The following is a 25,263-nucleotide window of genomic DNA, read 5'->3' on the forward strand; positions in this document are numbered from 1 at the left end:
GTCCAGTCACGGCGCGCAGGGCCCCACGCAGGCATTACGCCGAACGAGTGGGCGGTCGAGGCCGCTGTGACCCGCGCTCCCGCTGGTCACGTCCTGGTCACGCTCGTGGCCCCCAGCTCGGTGAAACATCGTTGTTCGGGTCAACCCACCGTCAGATCCGTTGATAATGATCCACGCGCGCCGGGGACATCTCGTTCGGATCGACCGAAAACCGGTGCGCGGAGGTGATGCGACGTGGCCGTTCTCGAGACCGGAACCGACCTGCTCTACGGAAGCCTGCCCGCGGGGCTGCCCTGCTGGATCGACCTGCGAACCCCGGACCTCCCGGCCGCGGAGGACTTCTACCACCGGCTGTTCGGGTGGGAGTACCACCAGGAGGACGGCTACACGCTCGCCCTGCTCGACGGTTACCCGGTGGCCGGTCTCTGCCCCAGCCAGGACAGCGCCCCAGCCTGGACCCTCTACCTGGCGGCCGACGACGTCGAACGCACCTCGGAACGGGTGCGTGAGACCGGCGGGAGGCTGCTCCGCCCCAGCGCGGAGGTGCCGGGTGTCGGGCTGCGCGCCGTCGCCCGTGACCCCCACCTCGCGGAGTTCGGATTCCTGCGGGCCAGTCGGAGCTGGCAGTTCCACGTCGGGGTGCCCGGTTCCCTGATGTGGGGCGAGCTCATCACGACGGGCCCGAGGACGGCTGACGAGTTCTACGGGGACCTCTTCGACTTCCGCGTCGACCAGCACGGCCGAGGGGCCACCGCCGACTTCGCCGTCTGGTACTCGGGCGGCGAGTCGGTGCTGGCCAGGGTGCGGATGGTCCCCGACGTGGTCCGCACCAAACCCCACTGGCTGATCTACCTGGGAGTCCGGCCCGAGGACGGCGTCGACGAGGTGCTGCGCCGCGCCGTCACGGCGGGAGCCGAGGTCAGGGTCGACCCCTTCGATGGTTCGTACGGTCGGGTCGCGGTCATCCGGGACACGGCCGGCGCGCGGGTCGCCCTGCTCGACCAGACGCGGGCGGTGGGCTGGGGGCAGGACCACGACCCCTACGACGACTGAGACCGCCAGACCGGCGCCCGGGCCCTCGGGGGCCGGCGGGTGGGGGCGGTCAGGACAACAACTGGCTCCAGTGGGTCCAGAACACCGCCACGACGAGGCCGACGACGGAGAGCGCCCACGCCGCCAGCACCGGGCCCCGGTAGGCCACCAGCGCCCGGCCGAACCCGCCGAGCCGCAGGTGGCCCCGCTCGATGTTGTGGGTGGTCGTGTACCAGAAGATTGGCACGGTCACCGCCCACACCACCATGCAGTAGGGGCAGAGGGCCGAGATGTTGAAGAAGCTCTGGAACATCAGCCAGTGCACGAACACCGTGCCCAGCGTGGCTCCCAGTTGGAGACCCAGCCAGAACCACCGGGGCAGCCGGGCCCCGGCGAGCACCGCCGCGCCCACGGTCACCACGACCGGGAAGGCGGCCACGCCGATCAGGGGGTTCGGGAAACCGAAGAGCGCCGCCTGGGGGGTGGTCATCACCGAACCGCAGCTCAGCACGGCGTCGAGGCTGCACGAGGGGATGTACAGCGGGTCCTTGAGCAGCTCGATCCGCTCGACCATGAGCACGAACGAGGCGAGGAAGCCGAGGAAACCACCGACGGTCAGCAACCAGCCGAGACCCCGCGTGGGGGAGGGGGCACCGAGGAGGTCCTCACTCCCCGTCTGGCCCGGCTCCCGCGAGTCGGGCGAGGCCTTCCCCGAGGGGCCCTCGGAGTCGACGGTGTGGGTGGCCAGCTGTTCGGACATCAGCGGCAATTCTAGACCCGCGACGGGGCCTACCAGCCCTGTCGAGCGGTACCGATCGGGTGGATTGCTCCGGTTCACGTCGCGCCCGGGGCCACCCGGTGGCACGGCTCACGTCCGTCCGGGCTCCCGCGGCTCCAGCTCCGTCCGGGGGGACGCGGCCGACGGCGGCGGCGCGCAACGTTCACCGACCGCCCGGCGATAGGGTGGTGAGGGGGAACCAGTGCGGTGACAGTGGCGATCAGGGAGTAGATCGGTGGGAGGCTTCATCGAGGCCCATCTCGTCCCGGTTCTTTTCATCGGGGCGTTTGTGGTCGTTTTCAGCGGCGCGGTCGGCGCCATGCTCACCAGGGTCGGAATGAGGACGATGATCCTGGCGCTCGCGATTCTCGGCATTTCCTTCGTGCTGGTCGTTCCAATCATCCCGCTGCTGGTCTGCGCGGCGGTCGGCGTGCCCGTCGGGTACGTCGTCCACCGGCGGGTGCGGCAGCGCTACTCGGAGGCGGCCGAGCCTCCGCTCGGCGCGGGGCGCTGATCAGGCACGATGCCGACCCTCACGTCGGAGCGGTGCCGGTCCCGGTTCGCGGGCAGCCCGGTCGCGAGGTTGGCCACCGTGAGCGGCGGTGGCCAACCCCACCTCGTTCCCCTCACCTTCGCCGTACTCCCGGACGATCCGGACGTGCTCGTCAGCGCGGTCGACCGGAAACCGAAGAGCGGACGCCGGTTGCGACGACTGGACAACATCAGGGACGACCCGCGGTTCAGCGCGTTGGTCGATTCCTATGACGCGGACTGGTCGGCGCTCTGGTGGGTTCGCGCCGACGGGATCGCCGAGGTCCGGGAGGAACCGGACGAGAGCGCGGCGCGGGCGTTGCGGACCAAGTACCCGCAGTACCGGGACGCCGACCCCTTCGACGCGCTGGTCCTGCTCCGGGTGCGGCGCTGGAGCGGCTGGACCGCCACCTGACCAGCCGCCGGGGGGAAGCCGGCTCCCCCGGCACCCTCAGATCCGGACGACCACCTTGCCGTGGATGTGGCGGCTGGCGAAGTCGGTGACGGCCTGCTTGGCCTCGTCCAACGGGTACACGGCCCCGACCTCGACCCGGAGGCGCCCGGAGGCCGCCCGGGCGGCGAGTTCGGCGAGATCGCCGGGGCGGGGGGTCATCTGGCCGATGTAGTGGGCCGTCACACCCCTCCCCAGCTCCGTTGGTCCTCCGAGAGGTGACACCACCCGCCCGCCGGGGCGCACCGCCTCGGCGCTGGCCACGATGTCCGGCCCGGCGTTCACCAGGTCCAGCACCACGTCGACCCCGTCCGGTCGGAGGGCGAGGGCGTCCCGAACCACCTGCCCCCGCGTGTAGTCGACCATCTCCACGGCGCCCAGCGAACGCACGTAGTCGCGGTCGGTGGGCTTCCCGGTGGCGAGCACCTCGACGCCGGCCGCCGTGGCCAGTTGCACGGTGTAGAGGCCGATGCCACCGGTCGCACCGATCACCAGCATGGACGAGCCGGGTCTCAGGCCGGCCGCGCGCAGCAGGTGGGTCGCGGTCAACCCCGACTCGGGAACGCCGGCGGCCCGCACCGGGTCCAGGCCGGCCGGGCGGCTGGCCAGGTAGGGGCCGGACTCGATCAGGGTGTACTCCGCGACCGTGCCGGACACGAAGGCCGAGTACCCGAGGACCTCGTCGCCGGGAGCGTGGTCGCGAACCCCGTCACCGACCGCGACTACGACCCCCGCCGCGTCCATCCCGACGGTGAAGGGGTGGGCGATCGGCATCTGCTCCCGCATCGAACCGAGGATGAGGGCGAGGTCAAGCGGGTTGAGCGCGGCGGCCCGCACCCGGACGAGGACCTGGCCGGGAGCCGGTACCGGCTCGGGGACGGACGCGAGGACGAGCGCCTGGTCGAGGGCGCCGTAGTCGGTGGCGACGAGAGCTCTCACGGTTGCCTCCTTCACCGGCCTTCACCAGGCATGGTCGCTCCACCGTGCGGCGTCCGCGACCGCAGCGCCCGGGTGGGGGTGAAGGGCCGGGCCAGGCGCTAGCCGCCGAGCGCGAGACTCCCGAAGCGGGCGGGCCCCACCGGCTGGTAGCGGGCACGGATCGCCCCGGCACCGGTGCTCGCGGTGTCGACCAGCCGGACGGTGCGGGACGGCAGTCCCTCCGCGAAGAGCCGCCGGCCCGCGCCCACGACCACGGGGAAGGTCCAGAGGCGGTACTCGTCGACCAGGTCGGCCTCCAGCAACGCCCGGACCAGGGTGATGCTGCCGTGCACCTGGAGTTCACCGTCGGTGGTGTCCCGGAGGCGGGTCACCTCGGTCACCAGGTCGCCTCGGACCACCTCAGTGCCGGCCCAACCCGGCGTGCCGAGGGTGCCGGACACCACGTGCTTGGGCAGGGTGTTCAGCGCGGTGGCGATGGGGTCCTGCCGGTCGGTGACCAGGGGCCAGTGGGCCGCGAAGATCTCGTAGGTGCGGCGACCGAGCAGGAACGCGCCGGCCCGGCCGAAGTCCTCGGCGATGATCCGCAGCATGTCGTCGTCCACGTGGGGTGCGACCCAGCCGCCTCGGTCGAAGCCGCCCGAGGGGTCCTCCTCCGGCGCTCCAGGGGACTGGACGACACCGTCGAGCGACAGCTGGGTCGTCACCGTGATCTGTCCCATCTGGACCTCCTCATCCCGGCGGGCTCCCTGCCCCCGGGAGGGAAACGGTACCGGTGTCGAGGCCTCCGCACGCCCGTCCCAGGACCAGTCCCGCTACTCCGGCCGCGCTGGGCTGGGACCGCGGTCGCGCGGGCGCGGGCGGTCGCGGGTCCGCGTTCCCGGCCAGACCGACTGGTAGCCTGTACGCCGTACCGTACGGCGTACGAAAGGATGGCGATGGCGGACGATCCCATCGAGGAACCAGCATTCGAGCCCAGCCCCGAGGACGTCGCCAGCGTGCTCGCGTGGTTCGACGACTACGACGAGCTCGCGGCGACAGCCCAGGTCGAGCGGATGGCGGACCTGGCGATGTTCCCGTTGAACTCGGTCACCGACGACGCGGAGGGCAACGGGAGCGCTTCCTGGAGCGACCGGGAGCAGTACGTCCGGGAAATGACCGAGATCGTCGGCGACGGCGCGCGGATGGAGTCGGTGCGGACCCCGCACTTCCTGAGCCGTTCGCTGGTGTTCGTCGTCACGGACGCCACCTACACCCACGACGGGGTGCGGCACCGGATGCGGTACGGCGACCTGCTGATCCGGAGGGAGGGACGCTGGTACTTCCAGACGATGGTCCAGGGCGGCTGGGGCTGACCCCGCCGTCCACGGCACGGGGTTCTCCGGTCTTGAGGTGCCCCGGGGGGACGTCAGGGCGGATCGTGGCGCTGGTCGGCGAAGCCGCGGCACGCGGCGGCCCACGACCTGTGTGGCCCCGGCTGGATTCGAACCAGCGACACCCGCTTTAGGAGAGCGGTGCTCTATCCCCTGAGCTACGAGGCCCTACCCGTCATTCCGAACATCACGTCAGATGCTCGGAATGACGGGCACAGCCTATCGTGCCGGGACTCCGGGAGAACGGCCGACCCCCGACGCGTCGGGCGGGCCCACCCGCCCGACGGCCCTTCCCGCCCGCCCGCACGTCGGCTCGGAGGCCGCCCACTGCCCGGCGATCACAGCTGGGGGCACGCTCAGCTGCCACTCAGGCTCTGCCGTGGCGTGAAGCCCTTGTCCTCCGGGGGAGGCTGCACCTCGACCCGGTTGCGGCCCTGCTGTTTGGCCCGGTACAGGGCGACGTCCGCCGCCGTGAACAGCTGGTCGAGCTGTGAGGGGCCGGCGGCGACCCCGATGCTCACCGTCGGGGGCCGGGTCGTCTTGCCCAACACCGTGCGCCAGTCGTGGGTGTCGACCGCCGCCCGGATCCGTTCCGCCACCACCGGGCCCGCGTCGAGCCTGTTCTCCGTGGCGTCCACGAGGAGGATGACGAACTCGTCGCCAGCCCACCGGGCGACCAGGTCGTCCGCCCGGCACTCCCGCCGCAGCAGCTGCGCGATCTCCCGCAGCGCCGCGTCCCCCGCGGCGTGACCGGCATCGTCGTTGACGTCCTTGAACCAGTCGACATCCACCAGCACCAGCCACGGAACGCGTCCCTTGGACGCCGTGCGCTTGATGAGCCGGGGCGCGCTGCGCTCCAGGCCGAGGCGGTTCACCAACCCGGTCAGCGGATCGCGGGCCGCGGCCTCCCGGGCGGCCACCGCCGCCCGGTGCGCCTGCACCGCCAGCCGGCGCTGTTCCAGCGCCTGCCCCATCGCTTCCTTGAGCGTCTCCGTCACCTTCCGGCTCGCCGCCAGGCCCCGTCGGAGCGCGTTGGCCTCCCCCCGGTGGTCGCCCAGCCCGGCGCAGATGTCGGCGAGGTCCTCGGCGAACCGGTGGATCAGGGTGGTGTCCCCGGTGCGTTCCACGCCGTCCAGCGCCTCGGCGGCGAGCGCCCGCGCCGGGACAAGGTCGTCGCGGTCCCGCGCCGAGCAGGCCAGTACCCACCGCGCCGTGGCCGCCGCCCACCCGTCGTCCGCCGCCTCGGCGAGCAGCAGCGCCCGGGAGCACTCCTCCTCGGCCTCGGCGAGACGGCCAACGCCCACCAGGGACCGCGCATGCGCCACCAGCAGGCTCCGGTGCACCCGACCACCCTCGACCAGGGACAGCCCCTCGGCGAGGAGGCTCCGGGACTCGGCGAACACCGCCCCCGCGTTCTCGCTGGCCTCCTGCGACGCCAACATGTTCAACGTCCCGCCCAGCCGCTGGAGGCAGGCGGCCAACGTCGCGTCGTCCTCGGTCCCCCGGGCGACCTCGACCGAGAGCCGCAGCATGTCCAACGCGGCCCTGCGATGCCCCATCGAGTCGATGAGGTGGCCGAGCAGGCCGAGGGTGTGCGCGGCGGTGCGCCCCTCCGGGCGTTCCGCGTCCAGCTCCGTCCAGCCCTCGGCGGCCAGCTCCAGGGCCAGCGTGAGCCGGTCCAACCGCCAGGCCGCGATGGCCCGGTTGACCAACATCGCCACCCGGTGCCAGCCCGTGCGCGGGTCAGGCCGTTCGAGCACCGCGTCGAGCAGGGTGTTGGCTTCGTCGGTCTGCCCAGACTCGACGAGAAACCGCACCCTCCGGTCCTGCGACGGAATATGCTCCGTCAACGGCGAATAGTCGTGCTCACTCACCGACAGACATCTCCTGACCGACTTTCCACCTCGGCTTCGCTCGTACCCACAGGTGTTGTCGACAGGCTACTCGCGTAGCCCAAGAACAGGTGCCAGCATGTTGTGGTCCGGCGCCCACAAGTTCACCCATACCAGTGTCCGCGCAGCATACGGCCTCGCTGCTCCGTCACTGAAGGGTGGTGTTGCCTCCAGTGGGCAACTGAATGGCGCGCCTTATTGCCTGAGCGACGCTGCGTAGTGGTGGCCCTTGGTCGGAACGCTGCGTAACTGTTTGTCCCGCTCCGGAACTGCCGCCGTCGACCGCTGTTTCCGGCCCGCCGATTATCGACGCACCGCCCACGACCCCACTTTTCCCGAGCGCCATTTCCCGCTCGGGCGTGCCCGGCGGCGGCCGGACCCCGCCTGGGTACCCGAATCGTGCTGTTACGGTCCGTGCGCCCCGCCGGGACCGGGAGTAGGGGCCTGCCGTACCCCCGGCTCGACGTCGTCGTCGCCGCGGGATGGCGCGGCCGGGCGGTGGTCCGGTCGCCACGACCGACGATTCTCAGCTCGCTCTCAGGGCGAAAGGTAACACTGCCTTCATGCGCATCCTCGTAGTCGACGACGACCGGGCCGTACGAGAGTCGTTGCGGAGGTCGTTGCGGTTCAACGGCTACCAGGTGGAACTGGCCGCCGACGGGCAGCAGGCGCTGGCCGCGGTCATGGGGCTGGCCCCGGACGCGCGCCCGGATGCGATGGTCCTCGACGTGATGATGCCGAGGTTGGACGGGCTGGAGGTGTGCCGGCGCCTCCGCGGGGTGGGTGACGACCTGCCCATCCTGGTGCTGACGGCGCGGGACGCCGTCTCCGACCGGGTCGCGGGGTTGGACGCCGGCGCGGACGACTACCTCCCCAAGCCCTTCGCCCTGGAGGAGCTCCTCGCGCGGCTGCGCGCCCTCCTGCGGAGAAGAGGTCCGGCGAACCCGGCCGAGGACGAGGTCGACGTGCTGAGCTTCGCGGACCTCGAACTCGACACCGGTACGCGGGAGGTCCGGCGAGGCGAACGGCGCATCAGCCTGACCCGCACCGAGTTCGCGTTGCTGGAACTGTTCATCGCCCACCCCCGGCGCGTGCTGACCAGGACGCGCATCCTCGAGGAGGTGTGGGGCTATGACTTCCCGACCTCCGGGAACGCGTTGGAGGTGTACGTGGGCTACCTGCGGCGCAAGACCGAGGCGGGTGGTGAACCCCGCCTCATCCACACCGTTCGGGGGGTCGGCTACGTGCTGCGGGAGACACCTCCGTGACCGACGCCCACCGACCACCCCAGCGCACCGTGGGGATCGAACGCTGGAACGACTGGCACCAGCGGATGGCCCTCCGGACGCGGGTCAGCATGCTCGCGGCCATCTGCGTCGGGGCGGCCGTCGCGCTGGTCTCCCTCGGCGCCTACCTGGCCGTGCACAAGAGCCTCTACGACGAACTCGACCGGAGCCTGACCCAGCGGGCGACGCAGGCCGTGGGCGAGTCGATGGCGGCGTCCCAGCTGCGGTCCGCCCCGGCCGTCGTGCTGGTGGCCTCCGACGTGCAACTGGGGCTGGTGTACGCCAGCGGCGAGGTGCTCTCCGCCGGTACGCGGGCCCCGGCGACGGGTCGGGCCGAGCTGGCGGTGGCCCGGGGAGAGCTCCCCCGTTCGCTGCGCACCGACACCGCCACCGACACCAGGGTCATCGCCCTGCCCATCGGCACCGGGGCGGCCCTGGTCGTCGCCCAGCCGCTCGACTCGATCCGAGGAACCCTGGGGCTGCTCTCGGTGGTGCTGGCCGTCGTCGGCGGCGCGGGCATCGTCGTCGCGGCGATCGCGGGAACGGCGGTGGCCAGGGCGGCGCTGAAACCGGTGGAACGGCTGACCGCCGCCACGGAACGGGTCGCGACGACAGGTGACCTCAGACCCATCGTGGTGTCCGGCGACGACGAGTTGGCCCGGATGACGATGAGCTTCAACACGATGCTCGGGGCGGTCGCGGAGTCCCAGGAGCGGCAACGCCGCCTGGTGGCCGACGCCGGGCACGAGCTGCGCACACCGCTGACCTCGCTGCGCACCAACCTCGAACTGCTGGTCGCCTCCAGCAAGCCCGACGCCCCCCAGCTGTCCCCGCAGGACAGGATGGAGATCTACGAGGACGTCCGGGCGCAGATCAACGAACTGTCCAACCTGGTGGGGGACCTCGTGGAACTCGCGAGGGAGGACGCGCCGCAGGTGGTGCACGAGCCGGTTGAGCTGGTCGACGTCGTCGAACGCGCCCTCGACCGGGCGAGACGGCGGGCACCCGGCATCGCCTTCGAGGTACGCCCGCACCCGTGGACCCTGCTCGGTGATGCCAACGCCCTGGAACGCGCGGTGCTCAACCTGCTGGACAACGCCGCGAAGTGGAGTCCCCCGGAGGGCACCGTGCTGCTGACCATGACCCCGGAGAACGACACCACCATCAGGGTGGAGGTCGCCGACTCCGGACCGGGCATCGCTCCCGCCGACCTGCCCCACGTCTTCGAACGGTTCTACCGGTCCTCGGAGGCCAGGACCCTTCCCGGGTCCGGGCTCGGACTGGCGATCGTGAGCCAGGCCGCCGAGCGCCACGGGGGGACGGTCCGCGCCGGGCGCGCCGACACGGGCGGCGCCCTGCTGACGCTGCGGCTGCCCGGCCGGGCGGGTGTGTGACGTCGACCCGGGTGCCGCCCCGACCCGCGCTGCTCCAGCCGGGTGCCGTCCGCGCCGGGTGCCGTCCGCGCCGGGTGCCGTCCGCGCCGGGTGCCGTCCGCGTCGCTCAGGTCGCCCGCGCTGCTCCAGCCGGGTGCCGTCCGCGCCGGGTGCCGTCCGCGCCGGGTGCCGTCCGCGTCGCTCAGGTCGCCCGCGCTGCTCCAGCCGGGTGCCGTCCGCGCCGCTCACAGGATCGGGTTATCAACAGCGCGACCGTGACCAGTGGAAACAGCGCGGAACAGCTGAGTAGGCTGGCACAGGGGCCGCTCCCCCGGAGAGGGTGGGGGCTGCGTGGGGGACGTCCTGGTCGTCTCCCCCTCCTCCTCGGGAGCGGCTCGGAAGCGCTCCGCGACGTCTCGGTGGGGCGGCGGTGGGGGCAGTGGGACCGGCGGGACTGGCCACTATCGGACCCGAGTTCCGGCTGGTTCGGCATGGGCCGGCCATAGGATCGGGGCCGCTCATGGTCGTGTGCGAACGGGGGAGGAACCGGAGTGCGGCGAACAGTCGCCCAGCTGGCCGACGGCCGGGAGATCATCTACTTCGACGCCGATCCGGCGGCGCCAACGCGTGGCGCGTTCGACACCCGTGACCTGCCCCCCTACCAGCCGGCCTCCGAGATGCGCCGCGATCCGCTCAGCGGCGAGTGGGTGGCGATCGCCGCCCACCGCCAGTCGCGCACCTACAAGCCGCCGGCGGATCTCTGCCCGCTGTGCCCCTCCACCGCCGACCGCCCCACGGAGATCCCGGAGGCGGACTACGACGTCGTCGTCTTCCAGAACCGGTTCCCGTCCTTCGGGACTCCCCCCGGCGTTCCCGTGCCCGTGGGAGACGAGCGGGCCGTGACCGTGCTCGCCGGCGTCGACGGCGGCACCCTGGTGCCGAGCCGACCAGCCGTTGGCCGCTGCGAGGTCGTCTGCTTCACCTCCGACCACGACACGTCCTTCGCCCAGCTGACCCCGGCCCGTGCCCGCACCGTCGTGGACGCCTGGGCCGATCGGACGGCGGCGCTGGCCGCGACGCCCGGGGTCGAGGAGGTGTTCTGCTTCGAGAACCGGGGCGAGCAGATCGGGGTGACCCTCCACCACCCGCACGGTCAGATCTACGGGTACCCCTTCGTCACCCCCAGGACCGCCCGCCTCCAGGCCCAGGCGGAACGGCACCACGCGTCCCACGGCCGTCCGCTGCTGGGCGACGTGCTCGACGCGGAACGGGCCGCCGGAACGCGGGTCGTCGCCGAGAACGAGCACTGGACGGCGTTCGTCCCCGCGGCGGCACGGTGGCCGGTCGAGGTCCAGCTGGTGCCCCGCCGGCAGGTGGCCGACCTGCCGGCGCTCACCTCGGACGAGCGGGACGCCTTCGTTCCGCTCTACCTCGACCTGCTCGGACGCCTCGACCGGTTGCACGACCAGCCGTTGCCGTACGTGGCGGGCTGGCACCAGGCCCCCGTGCGGGCCGACCGGGAACGGTCCTGGTTGAGGTTGGAGGTCTTCTCCGTGCTGCGCGGCCCGGACCGGCTCAAGTACCTGGCGGGGTCGGAGTCCGGGATGGCGGTGTGGATCGGTGACGTGCTGCCGGAGCGGGTGGCCCAGCGGCTGCGTGAGCTCGGCTGAGGTTCTCCGACGCGGGCGCCCGGCCCTCCCCGGCCCGGGCTGGGACCGCCGGTCACGCCTCGACGCGGGTGGGTGCCGCCACGGTCCCGACACGCTCTGTGCGGAAACCAAGGAGGATCTCAGGCCCCTCTCAGCCGGACGGTGCACAGTTGTCCCATGAGCGATGAGACCTCGAAGCCGGAGAACGATCCCGACCGTTCCCCGGACCCCGCGTCGGGTGCGGGATCTGGGGGAGAGGCAGATCGCACGTCGCGGCCCAGCCCGAGCGAGGACGCCGCGGGGCACCAGCCCTCGGGTCGAGGCCCGGACGACCGTCCGGACGAGCAGGCGTCAGCGCCAGGAACCGCTGGCCTGGGCGGTCCGCCGGCCGCCGAGAGCGGGACGAACGGGGGATCTCGACAGCACGGTTGGGAGCCCGCCCCACCGCGTCACGGGGAGGACACCTCCGGACACGGCCACCAACGGCCGGGCGGCCAGCAGGAGTCACCGACCCCCCAGCGCTACACGCCCTACGGGCTGCCCTACTCGTCCTCGGCCCAGCACCACGGCGGCCAGTACCAGTACCCGGGCAGCCAGTACGGGGCGGGCTCCGGTGCGCACGGCGGCAGCGGCCAGCCCGGTCCGTTCCAGCCCGTGCCGGAGCACGGCTTCGGGCACAACCCGGAACACCACCGCCCGGCGGCCGCCGGGCGCGGGAAGGGAACCGGGCGGCTGGTGGCGGGGGTCGCCGCGCTGGCCCTGCTGGCCGGCGCCGTCGGTGGCGGCGTGACCGGGTGGATCGTCAGCGAACGGGCCGGCGGGGGCTCCTCGGTGAGCGCGCTCGACCAGCAGCCGCCCGCCCGCAACGCCAGCAACGCCCCGGAGGGGTCCGTGCAGCAGGTGGCGGAGAAGGTGCTGCCCAGCGTCACCCAACTCCAGGTGCGGGGACAGAGCGGAGCGGGTGAGGGATCCGGCGTGGTCCTGAGTTCCGACGGCCTGATCCTCACCAACAACCACGTGGTCGAACCGGCGGTCCAGGGCGGGCAGATCGTCGTGGCGTTCGCGGACGGCACCACGGCGCCAGCCGAGATCATCGGCCGCGACCCCTCGTCCGACCTGGCCGTCGTCAAGGCCAGCGGCGTCTCCGACCTGACCCCCGCCGAACTCGGCCGTTCCGACGACCTCTCCGTCGGGCAGGACGCCGTCGCGATCGGTTCCCCGTTCGGGCTCACCGGCACGGTGACCAGCGGCATCATCAGTTCCCTCGACCGCCCGGTGCGGGCGGGCGGCGAGCAGGGCACGGAGGCCACCGTCCTCGACGCCATCCAGACCGACGCGGCCATCAACCCGGGGAACTCGGGTGGGCCCCTGGTTGACATGGAGGGACGGGTCATCGGCATCAACTCCGCCATCTACAGCCCCGGCGCGGGCACCGGTCAGGCGGGATCGGTGGGACTGGGCTTCGCGATCCCGATCGACCAGGCCCGGCGGATCGCCGACGAGCTCCGGGAGAACGGCGTGGCGACCCGGGCAGTCCTCGGGGTGCAACTGGCGGTCGATTCCCGGCAGAACGGGGCGGACGTGGCGCAGGTCATCCCCGGCGGCGCCGCCGCCGAGGCCGGCGTCGAGGAGGGTGACGTGGTCACCAAGCTGAACGACCGGGTGATCCAGAGCAGCGACGCGTTGATCGCGGCCGTCCGCTCGGAGGAGCCGGGTGCGACGGTGACCCTGACCGTTCGGAACCAGGGCGGCGGCGACGAGCGGGAGATCCAGGTCACCCTGGGCAGTGAGACCGTGGGGTGAGAGCGGTGCCCGTGGCCGGGCCACGGGGAAGATCTGTTCACTCTCGGGGGAGGGTTGACGGAGATTCGGGCGACTTGCCCACGTTGGGTTACGGAGAGTGGTAGTTGATGGTGAACGACCAGATCTGGGCGACCGACATCGTGGACACCAGGGTCTTCGATCCGGTCACGCCCACTACGGTGACTCGCATGGAACGTAGCCCGCAGCGCTTGGGACGAGCCCTCGTCGTGATCGTCGACGACCGGGTGGCACAGGGGGAGCACGGGGACTCCATCGGCCCGTTGGTCACCGAACTCCTGGAGGAGGCCGGTTTCATCGTGGACGGCACGGTGGCCGTGGCCGGTGAGGTCGTGGACATCCGCAACGCGCTGAACACGGCGGTGATCGGTGGGGTGGACGTCGTCGTGACGGTGGGAGGGACCGGGGTGTCCCCCCGTGACGTCACCCCGGACGCCACCCTCGGGGTCCTCGACCGGCCGATCCCGGGCATCGCGGAGGCCCTGCGCGCCTCCGGGCTGGCCGCCGGCGCGGTGGACGCCGGCATCTCCCGGGGCCTGGTCGGTGTCTCGGGGAGCACGCTGGTGGTGAACCTGGCCGGTTCGCGGGCCGCCGTGCGGGACGGGATGGCCACGTTGACGCCACTGGTCACCCACGTGATCGAGGAGCTGTCCAGCCTCGACACCCCGTGATCACGACGGGGGCGTCCCAGCCCTGACGCGGTTCGACGGGAACGAGGACGAGGGACCGAGGGGACCGGAACGAGGAGGGAGGGGCCGGCCGCTGACGGGGCCGGCCCCTCCCCGCTTCCCGCGCCCGTCCGCACCTGACCGGGCGGTGGGCGCGGTGTCGAATCGGTCAGACGTCGGGACCTTCCCGCTCCCGGCCTCGCGCGCCGATCAGCGGTGGAACGATCACCGTCCCCGCCCGGCCGGGCACGGGTCACCATCACCGCGGAGGCCCGTTGCGGGCCCGCGCGCGTCGTGGCGCTGAGGTCGGGTCAGGCTCGCCCGTCCTTGTTCTGGCCCTCGTCGCCCGCGTTGGGGTCGAGCGCGTTCTCGACCTTGTTGCTCACGTTCTCGATGTGCTCCGTGTACTTCCCCCCGGTCATCTCGTCGACCTTGGACGCGGCGGCGTCCACTCCCTGGGCGGCCTTCTCCCTGGCCTGCTGAGCCAGTTCCTTGGCCTTGTCCAGGAAACCGTTCATCGATGACTCCCTCTCACACTCAGATGACGGGACGCGCGCGGCGGCGCGGCCCACCCACTCATCATCCCGCAACCGAGCGCTGATCCGCGTGAGCCGCTCGAGCGGGTGAGGGCGCCCGGACGGGAACGCCGGACGCGGTGCGAGGACCGCCCGGCGCGGCAACCGGGGGATGGCCGAGCGTGCCGCCGGTCGGCGGCTACGGAGCGGACCGCCGTGGGCATGTGCTCCCGGGGTCGTTTCCCCACCGGGGCGGCCCCGACGGATACTGCGTGCATGGCAGAGCGGGACAGGCCCGAACGTGGTCGGCGGCGGGTGACCAGGCCGGCGGACGTCGTCGGAGAACTCCTCCCCGACACGACGTCCGACGAACGGGACGACCAGGAGCGCTACTGGCAGGAGCGGTCGGCGGAGGACTGGTACCGGGAGAACCGGCCACCCCACCACGACGGCGGGTGACACGCGACCCCCGCACCGGCGGGGACACCCGCCGTGCCGCTCCGAGCTGGCGTGCCGTCCACGGACTCCCGCCGTGCGCACCGGCCCCGGTCGCGTCGGTGTCAGCCCCGGTCCCGTTCGAGGACCGCGCCCTCCTCGGCGGTGCGCCGCTGCTCGCGCAGCAGGTCCCGGATCTCGGTCAGCAGTTCCAGCTCGGTCGGGGTCGCCGCGGCCGGCTCCTCGCCGCGTTGCCGGCGTTCCTGGAGCTTGTTCATCGGCAGCACGAAGATGAAGTAGACGACGGCCGCGACCATGAGGAAGTTGATGCCGGCCGTGATCACCCCGCCGAAGTCGACGGTGATGGGCGTGCCGTCCGGCGAGGTGCCGATCCTGATCCCGAGATTCCCCACGTCCGCCGGGCCGACCGCGTCGAGGATCGGCTGGATCAGGTTCTCGGTGACGGCCGTCACGATCGCCGTGAAGGCGGAGCCGATGACCACGGCGACCGCGAGTTCCACGACGTTGCCGCGCATCAGGAAGTCCTTGAAGCCCTTGAGCACGGGCCCTCCTTCGTTCTGGTGGTGTCGTCGTGTCCGGTGGCTCACGACGGGAGGCCGATCCCGCGCCCAACTGGCGCGCGGCGGGAACATCGCCCGCGCACCGAACGGGGTCAACCCTTGACCACGCAGGGGAGCGGATGATCAGCGCAGCGTGATCGTAATCTGCGTCCTGAGCGTCGCCGCCGCGACCTGGTGGCCGAGCGTCTCGGGAAGGGCCACCACGACGAACGAGCCCTGGGTGGCCGCGCCGTCGGCGTCGACGACCGAGACGACCGTGACATCCGTGGCCAGGACATGTCCAGCCCCACCCGGATCCAGTGAGACCAGATCCACCCGGGCTCCGGGGCGGACGAGGTCCACCACCGCCGGGTCGTGCGGGCGGACGGGTACCGCGATGTGGCCGGGACGCCCGGCCACCGTGAACCGCGCCTCGGTGAGGACCTCTCCCGCCTGGACGGGGACGAGGGGAAACCGGCCGGCCGCCTGGTCCGGCGCGGTCAACGCGGCGGCCGGGACCGCCTCGGGCGGCAACTGGGCGCCGCGCACGGCGCTCACGTCGACGGGCGTGCCAGGAGCGAGGTCCGTCGCCGCCACGAGCGTGGTCACGGTGTCGGCTCGCCCCTCGCGATGCGGCACGTCGTGCCCGGGGAGGAGCACGAGGCCCACCACGGCCAGCGCGGCGGCCACGGCGAGCCGGAGCAGGGTGACGGCGCGTGGCGGGCCGGACCACGGCGGGAGCGCGGCCCGGCAGCGTCGCCAGACCGAGGAGGAGAGAGAGCTGGCCCCACGTCCCGTCCCGCCGCGCATGTCACTGTTCCTCTCGCTCGTACCCGCTGGTCGCGGCCGAGATTACGAGGAAGGCGTCGATGGGGGCGGAGACAGCGGAGCCAGCTGTGGACAACCTGCGGGGTGGGGACAACCGCCGGTGAGCGTCCCCGAGCCCGGTGCCCGTCAGGACGTGCTGGCGGCCTTGCTGGACCCGCTCGACGCCGTGCTCTTGCCGGAGTCCGACGAGGACGAGTTCGAGGAGGACGAGGAGTTCGAGGAGGAACCGGAGTCGCCCGACTTCGTCGCACCCTCACTCGACGAGGAGGAACTCTTCGCGGCGGTCCCGCCGCCGGAGCTCCTGCTGTCGGTGCGGTAGAAACCGCTCCCCTTGAACACGACCCCCACCGAGGAGAAGAGCTTGCGCAGCTTGCCCTGGCACTCCGGGCACGCCGTCAGTGCTTGGTCGGTGAAGCTCTGCACCTGCTCGAACCGGTGGTCACACGCGGTGCAGGCGTACTGGTAGGTGGGCACGGTTCGTATCCTCCGTGAGCATCAATTTGGCACTCGCCTGGGGACAGTGCCAATACAGATAATGCGCCAAGGTCGTGCCTCCGCGCAAACACCCCCCGGCCCTCGGCTGGTCACCGGGGGAGGTGGAGCAACCCGCGTCCGGGAGTGATGACGCTGGTCAGCAGGGCGTCGTGCGGGCCGTGGGGCAGCTGGTCCACGAGTTCGGCGTCCCGGACCACGGCCGCCGTCAACGCCGACGGAGCGGCCAACGGGAGTGAGCGGTCGTAACAACCGCCGCCGCGCCCCAGCCGCACCCCGGCCCGGTCCACCCCCAGTGCCGGCACCAGGATCGCCGTGGCCTCGGACAGCGCCTCCGGGGCCAGGAGCGGCCCCGAGGGTTCCAGCACGCCGAGGTTGCCCGGGCGCAGCATCGCCTCCCCACCGTACTCGGCCCACCGCATCGGACCGTCCGGTTCGACCACCACCGGCAGCAGCACCCGGCAGCCGCCCTCGCGCAGGGCGTCCACCAGGTGGAGCGACCCCGGCTCGGTGCCGAAGGGCACGTGGGCCGCGACCGTGGTCCCCGCCCTGTCGCGGGCCACCTCACTGATGACGGCCGTGATCCTCTCCGCCTCCGCCCGTCGTTGCTCCGGCGGGACCGCCCGCCGGGCGGCCAGTAGCCGTCGTCGCCAGGTCCGCTTGGCCGAACTGGTTCCTTCAGGTGGCACATCATCCGCCCGGGTCACAGTGCGTCACGTTACGTGCGCAGTCGAGGCGCGCCTCGGATGGCTAGGCTCTCCGGGTATGAGCCCGACGAGCGCGTTCCAGACTGCCATCGTCCCTGCCGCCGGACTGGGTACCCGTTTCCTGCCGACGACCAAGTCCGTGCCGAAAGAGCTGTTGCCGGTGGTGGACACCCCCGCCATCGAACTCGTCGCGGGCGAGGCCGCGGAGGCGGGCGCGGAACGGCTCGTGATCGTGACCTCGCCCGAGAAGTCGTCGGTGGCGCGCCACTTCGAGCCACGCCCCGAGCTGGAGCGGACGCTGGAGGAACGGGGCAAGACCGCCCTGGTGGAGAAGGTGCGCCGGGCGCCCCAGCTGATCAGGGCGGAGGTCGCCATCCAGGAGCAGGCCCTCGGGCTCGGGCACGCCGTCGCCTGCGCCAGGCCCAACCTGAACGACTCGGACGAGGCCGTGGCGGTGCTGCTGCCCGACGACCTCGTCCTGCCGACCGGGGTCCTGTCCCGGATGGCCGAGGTGCGCGAGCGCTTCGGCGGGAGCGTGCTCTGCGCCTTCGACATCCCCCGGGAGCAGATCTCCGCCTACGGGGTGTTCGAGGTCGAGGACACCGGTGTGGAGGATGTGCTGCGGGTGCACGGGATGGTCGAGAAGCCCGCCCCCGAGGACGCGCCGTCGACCTACGCGGCAGCCGGGCGCTACCTGCTCGACCGGGCCATCTTCGACGCGCTCGACCGCATCACCCCCGGTGCCGGTGGCGAGCTGCAGCTGACCGACGCGGTAGCGTTGTTGATCTCGGAGGGCCATCCGGTCCATGTCGTCGTGCACCGTGGCGGACGCCATGACCTGGGAAATCCTGGCGGGTTCCTGCGTGCCGCGGTGGACTTCGCGCTCTCCAACCCGGAGTATGGCCCCGAGCTGCGGGAATGGCTCCGTCACGTGGTGGCCGATCCCGCGGGCACGATCGAAGGGGGAACGCGGTCCAACTGACCGCGTCACGTTTGAACGACGGTGGCGGTGAGTTCGTGGCGATGAGGTCGGTAGACGAGCAGCTTGCGAAGGTACTCGCCGCCGCGGTCCGACCCTCCCCGGTGCGGGTGGCGATCTCCGAGGCCCAGGGGCTGCTGTGCGCGGAGGACGTCGTGGCCGAGCGGGCGTTGCCCGGCTTCGACCAGGCGGCGGTGGACGGCTACGCGGTGCGCAGCGTCGACGTGCAGGCCGCCGCGGAGGAGTCCCTGTTGATGCCGGTGATCGGCGAGATCGACGCCGGGTCGCGGCAGCCGCGCCGCCTGCAACCGGGGCAGACGGTCCGCGTCGGCACCGGAGCTCCCCTGCCCACCCTGGCCGACGCGGTGGTGCCCGTGGGCTACACCGACGAGAACCCGGCGAAGGTGACCGTGCGGCAACCGGTGCCCTCGGGTGCCTTCGTCCGCCGGGCCGGGGAGGACGTCCAGGCCGGTGACGTCGCGGTCCGTCGCGGGGCGGTCATCGGGGCCGCCCAGGTGGGCCTGCTGGCGGCGGTGGGACGCGGCAAGGTGCTGGTGCACCCCCGTCCCCGGGTGTCGATCATCTCCGTCGGTGAGGAACTGGTCGACATCGACCGGAACCCCGGCGGCGGCCAGGTCTACGACGTCAACTCCTACGCCCTCGCCGCCGCGGCCAGGGACGCCGGTGCCGAGGTGACGAGGGTGGGCATCGTCAGCACCGACCCCAGACGGTTGCACGAGGTCGTCGAGGGACGGCTGCTGCTCTCCGAGCTGGTCGTCATCGCCGGGGGCGTCGGCGGGAACACCGGGCACCAGGTGCGGGCCGCCCTCGCCGACCTCGGGGAGATCGACGAGTCCAGGGTCACCATGCACCCCGGCTCCACCCAGGGGTTCGGGCGGCTCGGTCCCGACAAGGTCCCGACCTTCCTCCTGCCGGGGAACCCGGTCAGCGCGCTCGTCGTCTTCGAGATCTTCGTCCGCCCGTTGATCCGGACGGCCCTGGGCAAGAACAACCCGCACCGCCGGGTGGTGACGGCCCGGCTGCTCGCGCCGATCGCCTCCACCAAGGGCCGGCGCGGCTTCCTCCGAGGGCAGCTGCTCCGGGACGGCACCAGCCAGGAGTACCTGGTGCAACCCCTGGGGGCCGGTGGATCACACCTGTTGGCCTCGCTGGCCGAGGCCAACTGCCTCATCCTCGTCGACGAGGACGTGACCGAACTGGGCGTGGACCAGGACGTGCACGTCAGCTTCCTGGCCCAGCGCGGCTGAGGGAGGACCCGGTGGTGACCGGCGTGGTGGCACGGAGGCCAGGAGGGCTCCGCTGAGCGCGACCCAGTTCAGCAGGCACCCGGGCTGGCCGGAGAGGCTCGGCCCGGTGATCGTGCCCGCCGGGGCGGTGGAACTGCGCCCGCCCCGGCTCCGGGACGGCGGGGCGTGGAGCTCGATCCGGCTTCGTGACCGAGGCCACCTGGAACGGTGGGAACCCAGTTCCCCCGAACGCTGGGAGGAGCGCAACGGGGTCCTCGCCTGGCCCAGCCAGTACGGGGCGCTGCGGCGGATGGGGCGGCAGGGCACCGCGCTGCCCTTCGTGATCGCGGTGAACGGCGAGTTCGTCGGCCAGTTGACCATCGGCAACGTGATCCGAGGGGCGCTGTGCTCGGCGTGGGTGGGCTACTGGGTGGCGAGCACCCGGGTGGGTGGTGGAGTGGCGAGTGCCGCGGTGGCCCTGGCCGTCGACCACGCCTTCCACGCCGCCGGGCTGCACCGGCTGGAGGCGACCGTTCGCCCGGACAACGGGCCCAGCCTCCGCGTGCTGGAGAAGGTCGGCTTCCGCAGGGAGGGCCTGTACCGCCGGTACCTCAACGTCGAGGGCGGTTGGCACGACCACCTGTGCCTGGCGGTGACGGTCGAGGACCTGCCCCGGGGCGCGGTGCACGCGCTGGTCACCCAGGGACGCGCCAGGCTGGCGTGATCTTGGCTACGTTCCGGGTGCGCCGCCCGCAGACCCGAAAGACGTTCACCGTTGACGGAGACGCCACCCATCGATGATCATTACGTGGCTGAGTGGTCGCGCTCGGTAGTCGTCGAACGCGACGCGGCAGAAGTCCGGGATGCGAGCGGCGCGGTGCGAGGGGTTCGGTGACCAGCCACAACAGAGTCAGGCCCCGCCGGGAGGCGGCAGGAACCCACTCGATGGGTCACTGAGCGACAAGGCGCACCGACGATTGCTGTCGATCCTGGTGGATGATCTCCAGGGCGATCAACCCCACACTTGCGGAACGTGGAGATTCCGGCGCGCCTCCGACGTAGGTGTGACTGGTGTGGCTAGCGTGACGAACGCAGGAGCGTGCTGTTCGTGGCTAGGGGGAGGTGGCGAGGCACGTTGAGTTCTCTGATATTCGTTGGGCTGGCGGTTGCGTGGCTCGTCGTGCTCGTGCCCATGATCGCGCGACGTCGTCGGGAGGTCTCGCGTACCGCTGATTCGGAGCTGGCGGCCAGGGTGGTGCGGCGAGGCCGGAGCGCCGATGCCGTGCCCGCCGCCAGGAATGAGTTCGAGGAGGAACTCAGCGTGCCGGAGAAGGAGCGGGACGAGGACACCGATCTCGACGACGAGGGCGGCGGGGAGCCCGGGAACGACGAGGATCAGTGGCGGTCGCTCAACGGCGACGACGTCCGCGCCGGCCGGCGGTACCGACCGGGCCGGGGGGGTTTCGACCCGGAGGCGGCGGCCAGGGTCGCCAAGGCGAAGTACGCGTTCCGCCAGCGAGTGGTGCTGGCGCTGATCACCCTGGCGGTCGTGCTCGCCCTGGTGGCCGGTTTCGCGGCGATGCCCATGCTCTGGTGGGCGCACGGCGCGGTCGACCTCGGGCTGCTCGGCTACCTCGTCTACCTGCGCAGGCAGGTGCGGATCGAGGAGGCCGTGCGCCAGCGGCGGGCGGCCCGCATCGCCGAGGCCGAGCGGCGTGCCGCCGAGGGCCACAGCCACGTGCGGCCGGTCGGCGGCGTGAGCCAGGGCGCGGGCGGACAGCGGACGGGTGGTTCCGTCGCCGGCTACGTCCCCGGCGCCACGCAGCGTCCCAACCACCACGGCGCCTTCGCCGTCGAGTTGGACGACGACGACCCCGCCTTCGACGAGTTAGACGTACCGCACCACCCCTACTACCGCCGAGCGGTCGGGGAGTGAGCGCGGCGCCCGGCTGGGTGGGGGTGGGTACACCCCCCTCGTCCGGGCGCTGCTATGCTTTCGACGCACAACGGAACATGGGGCTGTAGCGCAGTTGGTAGCGCGTCTCGTTCGCATCGAGAAGGTCAGGGGTTCGATTCCCCTCAGCTCCACCATAGAGGGCCTACTGGCGCCTCGACTCCGCTTATCGAAGCAGGCCCGTCTCCGGTGGAGACGGGCCTACTGGTGTCCTGGGTGTCGGGCTGGACGGCGTGGTGGTGAGCACCGCGGGCGCCGCGCGTTCGTGCTCTGCGATGCGAGGTCCTCGTCGATCAGACGATCGTGGCGGCCCGTGCTTCCGTCGCCCGAGCAGGTCGCGCAGCCGGGTGGGTAGCGACGACGCGGCATGTGGGGCCGGCTCAGGGATCGCCCTCTGCTCAGCTGGATGTTGGGCGAGGGCGGCGGCCGTACCGCTCCCTGTGCGCGTGGACGAGGGTTCGCACGAGGCTCGGTTTGGGGGCGCGGCGAATGTTCCCCTTGGTGAAACGCGCCTCGTCGGCAGGGTGTCCTGATTCCCGGTCGTCTTTCAGGAATGAGCGCGCGAAGAATCATTCCTCCCCTTCGGGAATCTCCCGATGGATGGTGGTGATCGTGACAGTGTCGCGTCCTACCTGGAGACGATTCGCCCTCGGTCGATGCTCGTGCTGGCTGACCAGGTCGGTGTGCTGGTCAGGCTGCCGCGTCGTCGTCACCGGTGCGCGGGCGACTATGAGCCGGGTATCCGGTGTGGGAACACCAAGGCGTTTCGGCGTGGCTGCTGAGATGATGTTCGCGCTGGGGCGGTGACGACGTCGGTGGGTCAGGGCATGTCGGTCCCGGGTCCACCGCCGAATGTCGGTATGCGAGCCGCGCATGGCAGCAGTGCGAAGGTATCGCTTGTCGTCATTCCTGTTCTCCCGCAGGGTTGTGGTGACCACCAGGTAGGGGATACGGGCACCGTGAACGAAGCGAAGAGCGGGTCGGGAGTGGGGTCGCTGATCTCGTTGACCGGAGTGGTGGTCAGGAAGGTCGGGCGAGTCCGTCGCGGCGTGGACGCGGTGCGATCGCGCGCCGGATTCCACTCGACACCACAAAGCGGAGTAGAGAACAGGGAACCAGCATGACCACGTGGTTGATCACGGGGGCTTCTCGCGGTCTCGGTCGCGAGCTCGCCGAACAGGTCCTGGAGCGCGGAGACAGGGTCGCCGCGACGCTTCGGGAGCCCGAGCGGCTCGACGGCCTCGTCGAGGAACATGGTGATCGGCTGTGGCGGAGGCAGATGGACGTCACTGACACCGCACGGATCGAGAAGGTACTCGGGGAGGCGTTCGCCGACCACGAGCGTATCGACGTCATCGTGTCCAACGCTGGTTACGGCGTCTTCGGTGCTGGCGAGGATCTCACCGACGCACAGGTCGAGCGCGTGATCGCCACCAATCTCACCGGCTCGATCCAAGTCGCGCGCCGAGGCGTCCCGTTGCTGCGTGACCAGGGTGGCGGGGTGCTCGTCCAGCTTTCGAGTATGGGCGGGCACATCACCTTTCCAGGATTCGCGATCTACCATGCCAGCAAGTGGGGAGTCGAAGGCTACTTCGAGGCACTCGCCCAGGAGATCGAGCCGTTCGGGATCAGGACCGTCCTCGTCGAGCCGGGCATGGTCCGGACGGGTTTCTACGACGCGGCCGAACGGGTCCCGGTCAGTGAGCCCTATCGCGGCGGGCCCGCGGACTTTCCCACACCGAAGGTCGACGGCATGGTCGGCAGCCAGTCGGGCGTCGCACACGCGATCATCGAGGCCGTGACGTCCGGTAACCCGCCCCTGCGGCTGCTGCTGAACTCGGATGCCTACGACGCCGTCACCTCCACCGTGCGGCGACGACTCGCTTCGTTGGAGAGCCAGCGGGACTCCTCCCGTGCGGCGGACGAGGAACGCACCCGGTGATGAGCGGAATCCGCCGCCACTGGTGCGGATACTCGCTGACATGTCCGAGGTGACGCTCGTTGGCTTGCGCGTGGTGGTGGAAGTCGCTCGACGAGGATCCTTCACCTCGGCCGCCGAGGCGTTGGGTTACACGCAGTCCGCCGTGTCACGGCAGGTCAGCGCGGCGGAACGCGCGGTGGGAAGCCCTTTGTTCGAGCGGCGGGCGCGCGGTGTCCAACCCACCGCGGCCGGTGAGATCCTCCTACGGCACGCCAGGAAGGTCCTCGCGCACCTGGAGGCGGCCGAACTGGAGGTGGCCGGCCTGCGGGACCGGATCGCGGGCCGGCTGGTCGTGGGGGCCTATCCGACGGCCGCCGCCGCGCTCCTGCCCCAGGCCATCGCACGCTTACGCGCGGCTCACCCGGCGTTGACGGTGCGGCTCTGGGAATCCGGCAGCCCCACTCAGATGCGCAGGCTACGGGCGAGGCGCATCGAGGTCGCGGTGGTGGCCGTCGGGGACGGGCTGCCCGACTACGACTTCACCGGCCTGCGCACCGAGGCGGTCCGCACCGGCAGCGGACTCGGCGTCGCGGTCAGCATCGATCATCCGTTCGCCGAGCGGGACGAGGTGGACACCCACGACCTCGCTGACCAGGTGTGGATCGTCGGTACGAGCAAGGAGGACGAACCGCAGTTCGGCGCGTGGCCGACGCTTGCCCATCCCACCATCGGCTACGGGACGCCAAGCTGGCAGACACGCCTGGGTCTCGTCGCCGCCGGCCTCGGCATATCCGTCCTGCCCGGTCTGGCGGCTGGCACCGTGCCCCGGGGAGTGACGTGGGTGCGTGTTCGCGATACCGCGTTCGTGCGACGGCGCGAAACCCTGCTGGTCACGGACGGAGACCGTTCCGCCGCCGCCAGCGCCTTCATCCGCGCGGTTCGCGACGGGCTCCCCACCCCGGCCGAGGCGACCGAGCCACCCTCGTGATCCGACGAGCAGGATCGGCACCCGCGCACACGCCACGCAGGTCGGGCGGTGTTCCCGCGCTCCGACCTCGCACCGTCGGAGCAACGCGCTTCCTCGGTCCGGGTGGTGGTGAAACCGGGCGGTGGCGGGCACGTCTCGACCTGGTCGGGGGTGCATGTGTCTCTGACGTTCCCGCCGGGCCCACCGCGACCTGATGCGCCGCCGCCGGGACGCCCGGCTCACCCAGTGGGGCGCGTTCCTCGGAGGAAGCGGTCGACGGCGGCTTCCACGAGGTCGTCGAGCAGTTCCGGTTCGACGATGTCGCCGTTGGCGAAGGTCGCGAGTCCCTGGAGGGTGGCGAGTAGGACGATGCCGATGCGTTCGGGGTCTCCCGCCTCCAGCGCGCCCTGGTCCTGCCCCTGGACGATCAGGCTGTTGAGCAGTGTGAACGGTGCGGCCGCCGCGTCGACGACCCGTCGCGCGCCCGGTCGGTGCTTGCTGGTGTACATGAGTTCGAGCAGTGCGGCGTTCTCGGTGGCGAAGCGCGTGTAGGCCGTCGCCGCGGCGCGCAGACGTGCCGGGAAGCCGTCGCCGGCTGCCGCGAGGGCGGTGCGCAGGACGGCGTCGAGGCGGGCGAACCCCGCTTCGGCGAGCGCGTCCAGCAGCGCCTGGCGGTCGGGGAAGTGCCGGCGGGGTGCGGCGTGGCTGACGCCGACCTCCCTGGCCAGGTCACGGAGGGACAGCTGGTCGGAGCCGTGCTCGGCCAGGGAGCGCTCGGCCGCGTCGAGCAGGGCGGCGCGGAGGTTCCCGTGGTGGTAGGGGCGTTCGGGGGTCGTGGCTGGCACGCCCCGAGGGTAGCGAACCGTGT

Annotated in this window: 26 protein-coding genes, 2 tRNA genes and 1 pseudogene; 18 read left to right on the top strand and 11 right to left on the bottom strand. The window is 71.7% G+C overall.

Going from position 1 to position 25,263, the window contains the following annotated elements; all coding sequences use genetic code 11:
• The first annotated feature begins 234 nt into the window (after positions 1-234).
• Positions 235-1,053, top strand: coding sequence for a VOC family protein (locus ACOJVX_RS02425; protein WP_051712668.1), 819 nt, complete (start codon positions 235-237; stop codon positions 1,051-1,053).
• A gap of 49 nt (positions 1,054-1,102) precedes the next feature.
• Here ACOJVX_RS02425 and ACOJVX_RS02430 read toward each other — a convergent pair whose 3' ends face one another.
• Positions 1,103-1,792 (bottom strand): vitamin K epoxide reductase family protein, encoded by a 690-nt coding sequence (locus ACOJVX_RS02430; RefSeq protein WP_422647207.1) that lies wholly within the window; start codon positions 1,790-1,792, stop codon positions 1,103-1,105.
• Between the two features lie 253 nt (positions 1,793-2,045).
• Between ACOJVX_RS02430 and ACOJVX_RS02435 the strand changes: the two genes are divergently transcribed.
• The gene (locus tag ACOJVX_RS02435; RefSeq protein WP_026417469.1) at positions 2,046-2,324 is read left to right on the top strand and encodes a hypothetical protein; all 279 of its coding nucleotides are present in this window, start codon (positions 2,046-2,048) and stop codon (positions 2,322-2,324) included.
• A gap of 9 nt (positions 2,325-2,333) precedes the next feature.
• Positions 2,334-2,756: a TIGR03668 family PPOX class F420-dependent oxidoreductase gene (locus ACOJVX_RS02440; protein ID WP_026417468.1), complete on the top strand. Its 423-nt coding sequence runs from the start codon at positions 2,334-2,336 to the stop codon at positions 2,754-2,756.
• A gap of 36 nt (positions 2,757-2,792) precedes the next feature.
• Here ACOJVX_RS02440 and ACOJVX_RS02445 read toward each other — a convergent pair whose 3' ends face one another.
• Together ACOJVX_RS02445 and ACOJVX_RS02450 are read right to left on the bottom strand one after the other, a co-directional pair.
• The gene (locus ACOJVX_RS02445; protein ID WP_026417467.1) at positions 2,793-3,731 is read right to left on the bottom strand and encodes an NADP-dependent oxidoreductase; all 939 of its coding nucleotides are present in this window, start codon (positions 3,729-3,731) and stop codon (positions 2,793-2,795) included.
• A gap of 98 nt (positions 3,732-3,829) precedes the next feature.
• Positions 3,830-4,450, bottom strand: a complete 621-nt coding sequence (locus tag ACOJVX_RS02450) for a dihydrofolate reductase family protein (protein ID WP_422647208.1) — start codon at positions 4,448-4,450, stop codon at positions 3,830-3,832.
• 216 nt (positions 4,451-4,666) lie between these two features.
• Here ACOJVX_RS02450 and ACOJVX_RS02455 point away from each other — a divergent pair, with 216 nt between their 5' ends.
• Entirely contained in the window at positions 4,667-5,083 is a 417-nt protein-coding gene (locus tag ACOJVX_RS02455) for a hypothetical protein (protein ID WP_026417465.1), read from the top strand.
• A 113-nt stretch (positions 5,084-5,196) separates the two neighbouring features.
• On the opposite strand, the gene ACOJVX_RS02460 is transcribed toward ACOJVX_RS02455, so the two are convergent.
• Positions 5,197-5,269: transfer RNA gene (locus tag ACOJVX_RS02460), tRNA-Arg, on the bottom strand.
• A 188-nt stretch (positions 5,270-5,457) separates the two neighbouring features.
• Positions 5,458-6,918: a GGDEF domain-containing protein gene (locus ACOJVX_RS02465; protein ID WP_081715212.1), complete on the bottom strand. Its 1,461-nt coding sequence runs from the start codon at positions 6,916-6,918 to the stop codon at positions 5,458-5,460.
• Between the two features lie 638 nt (positions 6,919-7,556).
• On the opposite strand from ACOJVX_RS02465, the gene ACOJVX_RS02470 reads away from it, so the two are divergent.
• The 5 genes from ACOJVX_RS02470 (at position 7,557) to ACOJVX_RS02490 (ending at position 13,793) form a co-directional block, all read left to right on the top strand.
• A complete protein-coding gene (locus ACOJVX_RS02470; RefSeq protein ID WP_026417464.1) occupies positions 7,557-8,261 on the top strand; it encodes a response regulator transcription factor in 705 nt (234 codons plus the stop codon).
• Complete coding sequence (locus ACOJVX_RS02475) at positions 8,258-9,673, top strand: sensor histidine kinase (RefSeq protein ID WP_422647209.1); 1,416 nt, start codon at positions 8,258-8,260, stop codon at positions 9,671-9,673. The genes ACOJVX_RS02470 and ACOJVX_RS02475 overlap by 4 nt, the downstream gene beginning before the upstream one ends.
• Before the next feature lie 530 nt (positions 9,674-10,203).
• On the top strand, positions 10,204-11,322 hold the full coding sequence (galT, locus tag ACOJVX_RS02480) for a galactose-1-phosphate uridylyltransferase (protein WP_422647210.1): 1,119 nt from the start codon (positions 10,204-10,206) through the stop codon (positions 11,320-11,322).
• 156 nt (positions 11,323-11,478) lie between these two features.
• Complete coding sequence (locus tag ACOJVX_RS02485; RefSeq protein WP_422647211.1) at positions 11,479-13,104, top strand: trypsin-like peptidase domain-containing protein; 1,626 nt, start codon at positions 11,479-11,481, stop codon at positions 13,102-13,104.
• 188 nt (positions 13,105-13,292) lie between these two features.
• On the top strand, positions 13,293-13,793 hold the full coding sequence (locus ACOJVX_RS02490) for a MogA/MoaB family molybdenum cofactor biosynthesis protein (RefSeq protein ID WP_103057001.1): 501 nt from the start codon (positions 13,293-13,295) through the stop codon (positions 13,791-13,793).
• A gap of 308 nt (positions 13,794-14,101) precedes the next feature.
• Here ACOJVX_RS02490 and ACOJVX_RS02495 read toward each other — a convergent pair whose 3' ends face one another.
• A complete protein-coding gene (locus ACOJVX_RS02495) occupies positions 14,102-14,308 on the bottom strand; it encodes an antitoxin (RefSeq protein WP_035273279.1) in 207 nt (68 codons plus the stop codon).
• A 273-nt stretch (positions 14,309-14,581) separates the two neighbouring features.
• Here ACOJVX_RS02495 and ACOJVX_RS02500 point away from each other — a divergent pair, with 273 nt between their 5' ends.
• Complete coding sequence (locus ACOJVX_RS02500; RefSeq protein WP_026417459.1) at positions 14,582-14,764, top strand: hypothetical protein; 183 nt, start codon at positions 14,582-14,584, stop codon at positions 14,762-14,764.
• A gap of 101 nt (positions 14,765-14,865) precedes the next feature.
• Here the strand turns inward: ACOJVX_RS02500 and mscL are convergent, their stop codons facing one another.
• Positions 14,866-15,303, bottom strand: coding sequence for a large-conductance mechanosensitive channel protein MscL (gene mscL / locus ACOJVX_RS02505; RefSeq protein ID WP_026417458.1), 438 nt, complete (start codon positions 15,301-15,303; stop codon positions 14,866-14,868).
• Positions 15,304-15,444: 141 nt separating this feature from the next.
• Complete coding sequence (locus ACOJVX_RS02510; protein WP_051313352.1) at positions 15,445-16,110, bottom strand: SAF domain-containing protein; 666 nt, start codon at positions 16,108-16,110, stop codon at positions 15,445-15,447.
• Positions 16,111-16,228: 118 nt separating this feature from the next.
• Between ACOJVX_RS02510 and ACOJVX_RS02515 the strand changes: the two genes are divergently transcribed.
• Positions 16,229-16,447: a hypothetical protein gene (locus ACOJVX_RS02515; protein WP_026417456.1), complete on the top strand. Its 219-nt coding sequence runs from the start codon at positions 16,229-16,231 to the stop codon at positions 16,445-16,447.
• A 62-nt stretch (positions 16,448-16,509) separates the two neighbouring features.
• Here the strand turns inward: ACOJVX_RS02515 and ACOJVX_RS02520 are convergent.
• A pseudogene (locus ACOJVX_RS02520) lies at positions 16,510-16,602 on the bottom strand (FmdB family zinc ribbon protein); the annotation flags it as partial.
• Positions 16,603-16,712: 110 nt separating this feature from the next.
• The gene (locus ACOJVX_RS02525; protein WP_418156034.1) at positions 16,713-17,309 is read right to left on the bottom strand and encodes a 5-formyltetrahydrofolate cyclo-ligase; all 597 of its coding nucleotides are present in this window, start codon (positions 17,307-17,309) and stop codon (positions 16,713-16,715) included.
• Positions 17,310-17,385: 76 nt separating this feature from the next.
• On the opposite strand from ACOJVX_RS02525, the gene ACOJVX_RS02530 reads away from it, so the two are divergent.
• From ACOJVX_RS02530 to ACOJVX_RS02560, 7 genes are all read left to right on the top strand, one after another.
• The gene (locus tag ACOJVX_RS02530) at positions 17,386-18,309 is read left to right on the top strand and encodes a UTP--glucose-1-phosphate uridylyltransferase (RefSeq protein ID WP_026417454.1); all 924 of its coding nucleotides are present in this window, start codon (positions 17,386-17,388) and stop codon (positions 18,307-18,309) included.
• Between the two features lie 41 nt (positions 18,310-18,350).
• Positions 18,351-19,574 (top strand): molybdotransferase-like divisome protein Glp, encoded by a 1,224-nt coding sequence (glp, locus tag ACOJVX_RS02535; RefSeq protein WP_026417453.1) that lies wholly within the window; start codon positions 18,351-18,353, stop codon positions 19,572-19,574.
• A 106-nt stretch (positions 19,575-19,680) separates the two neighbouring features.
• Positions 19,681-20,277 carry a GNAT family N-acetyltransferase gene (locus ACOJVX_RS02540; RefSeq protein ID WP_245588677.1) on the top strand — a complete coding sequence of 199 codons (597 nt, stop codon included), beginning with the start codon at positions 19,681-19,683 and terminating at the stop codon, positions 20,275-20,277.
• A 411-nt stretch (positions 20,278-20,688) separates the two neighbouring features.
• Complete coding sequence (gene glpR / locus ACOJVX_RS02545; protein WP_030104282.1) at positions 20,689-21,489, top strand: divisome protein SepX/GlpR; 801 nt, start codon at positions 20,689-20,691, stop codon at positions 21,487-21,489.
• 79 nt (positions 21,490-21,568) lie between these two features.
• Positions 21,569-21,644, top strand: a tRNA-Ala gene (locus ACOJVX_RS02550).
• Between the two features lie 983 nt (positions 21,645-22,627).
• A complete protein-coding gene (locus ACOJVX_RS02555) occupies positions 22,628-23,449 on the top strand; it encodes an SDR family oxidoreductase (RefSeq protein WP_016696954.1) in 822 nt (273 codons plus the stop codon).
• A 40-nt stretch (positions 23,450-23,489) separates the two neighbouring features.
• The gene (locus ACOJVX_RS02560; protein WP_016696953.1) at positions 23,490-24,416 is read left to right on the top strand and encodes a LysR family transcriptional regulator; all 927 of its coding nucleotides are present in this window, start codon (positions 23,490-23,492) and stop codon (positions 24,414-24,416) included.
• 218 nt (positions 24,417-24,634) lie between these two features.
• On the opposite strand, the gene ACOJVX_RS02565 is transcribed toward ACOJVX_RS02560, so the two are convergent.
• Entirely contained in the window at positions 24,635-25,240 is a 606-nt protein-coding gene (locus ACOJVX_RS02565) for a TetR/AcrR family transcriptional regulator (RefSeq protein ID WP_016696952.1), read from the bottom strand.
• Positions 25,241-25,263: the final 23 nt, after the last annotated feature.

Origin of the sequence: Actinoalloteichus caeruleus (assembly GCF_049311605.1) — a bacterium.
GTDB classification, from domain to species: domain Bacteria; phylum Actinomycetota; class Actinomycetes; order Mycobacteriales; family Pseudonocardiaceae; genus Actinoalloteichus_B; species Actinoalloteichus_B caeruleus.

Excerpts from the sequence above, each read along its gene's own strand:
- ACOJVX_RS02430 (WP_422647207.1), bottom strand. The coding sequence starts at position 1,792 with ATGTCCGAACAGCTGGCCACCCACACCGTCGACTCCGAGGGCCCCTCG.
- ACOJVX_RS02490 (WP_103057001.1), top strand. The coding sequence starts at position 13,293 with ATGGAACGTAGCCCGCAGCGCTTGGGACGAGCCCTCGTCGTGATCGTC.
- glp (WP_026417453.1), top strand. The coding sequence starts at position 18,351 with ATGAGGTCGGTAGACGAGCAGCTTGCGAAGGTACTCGCCGCCGCGGTC.
- ACOJVX_RS02560 (WP_016696953.1), top strand. The coding sequence starts at position 23,490 with ATGTCCGAGGTGACGCTCGTTGGCTTGCGCGTGGTGGTGGAAGTCGCT.
- ACOJVX_RS02495 (WP_035273279.1), bottom strand. The coding sequence starts at position 14,308 with ATGAACGGTTTCCTGGACAAGGCCAAGGAACTGGCTCAGCAGGCCAGG.
- ACOJVX_RS02470 (WP_026417464.1), top strand. The coding sequence starts at position 7,557 with ATGCGCATCCTCGTAGTCGACGACGACCGGGCCGTACGAGAGTCGTTG.
- ACOJVX_RS02455 (WP_026417465.1), top strand. The coding sequence starts at position 4,667 with ATGGCGGACGATCCCATCGAGGAACCAGCATTCGAGCCCAGCCCCGAG.
- ACOJVX_RS02500 (WP_026417459.1), top strand. The coding sequence starts at position 14,582 with ATGGCAGAGCGGGACAGGCCCGAACGTGGTCGGCGGCGGGTGACCAGG.
- ACOJVX_RS02485 (WP_422647211.1), top strand. The coding sequence starts at position 11,479 with ATGAGCGATGAGACCTCGAAGCCGGAGAACGATCCCGACCGTTCCCCG.
- ACOJVX_RS02530 (WP_026417454.1), top strand. The coding sequence starts at position 17,386 with ATGAGCCCGACGAGCGCGTTCCAGACTGCCATCGTCCCTGCCGCCGGA.
- ACOJVX_RS02555 (WP_016696954.1), top strand. The coding sequence starts at position 22,628 with ATGACCACGTGGTTGATCACGGGGGCTTCTCGCGGTCTCGGTCGCGAG.
- ACOJVX_RS02510 (WP_051313352.1), bottom strand. The coding sequence starts at position 16,110 with ATGCGCGGCGGGACGGGACGTGGGGCCAGCTCTCTCTCCTCCTCGGTC.
- ACOJVX_RS02440 (WP_026417468.1), top strand. The coding sequence starts at position 2,334 with ATGCCGACCCTCACGTCGGAGCGGTGCCGGTCCCGGTTCGCGGGCAGC.
- ACOJVX_RS02450 (WP_422647208.1), bottom strand. The coding sequence starts at position 4,450 with ATGGGACAGATCACGGTGACGACCCAGCTGTCGCTCGACGGTGTCGTC.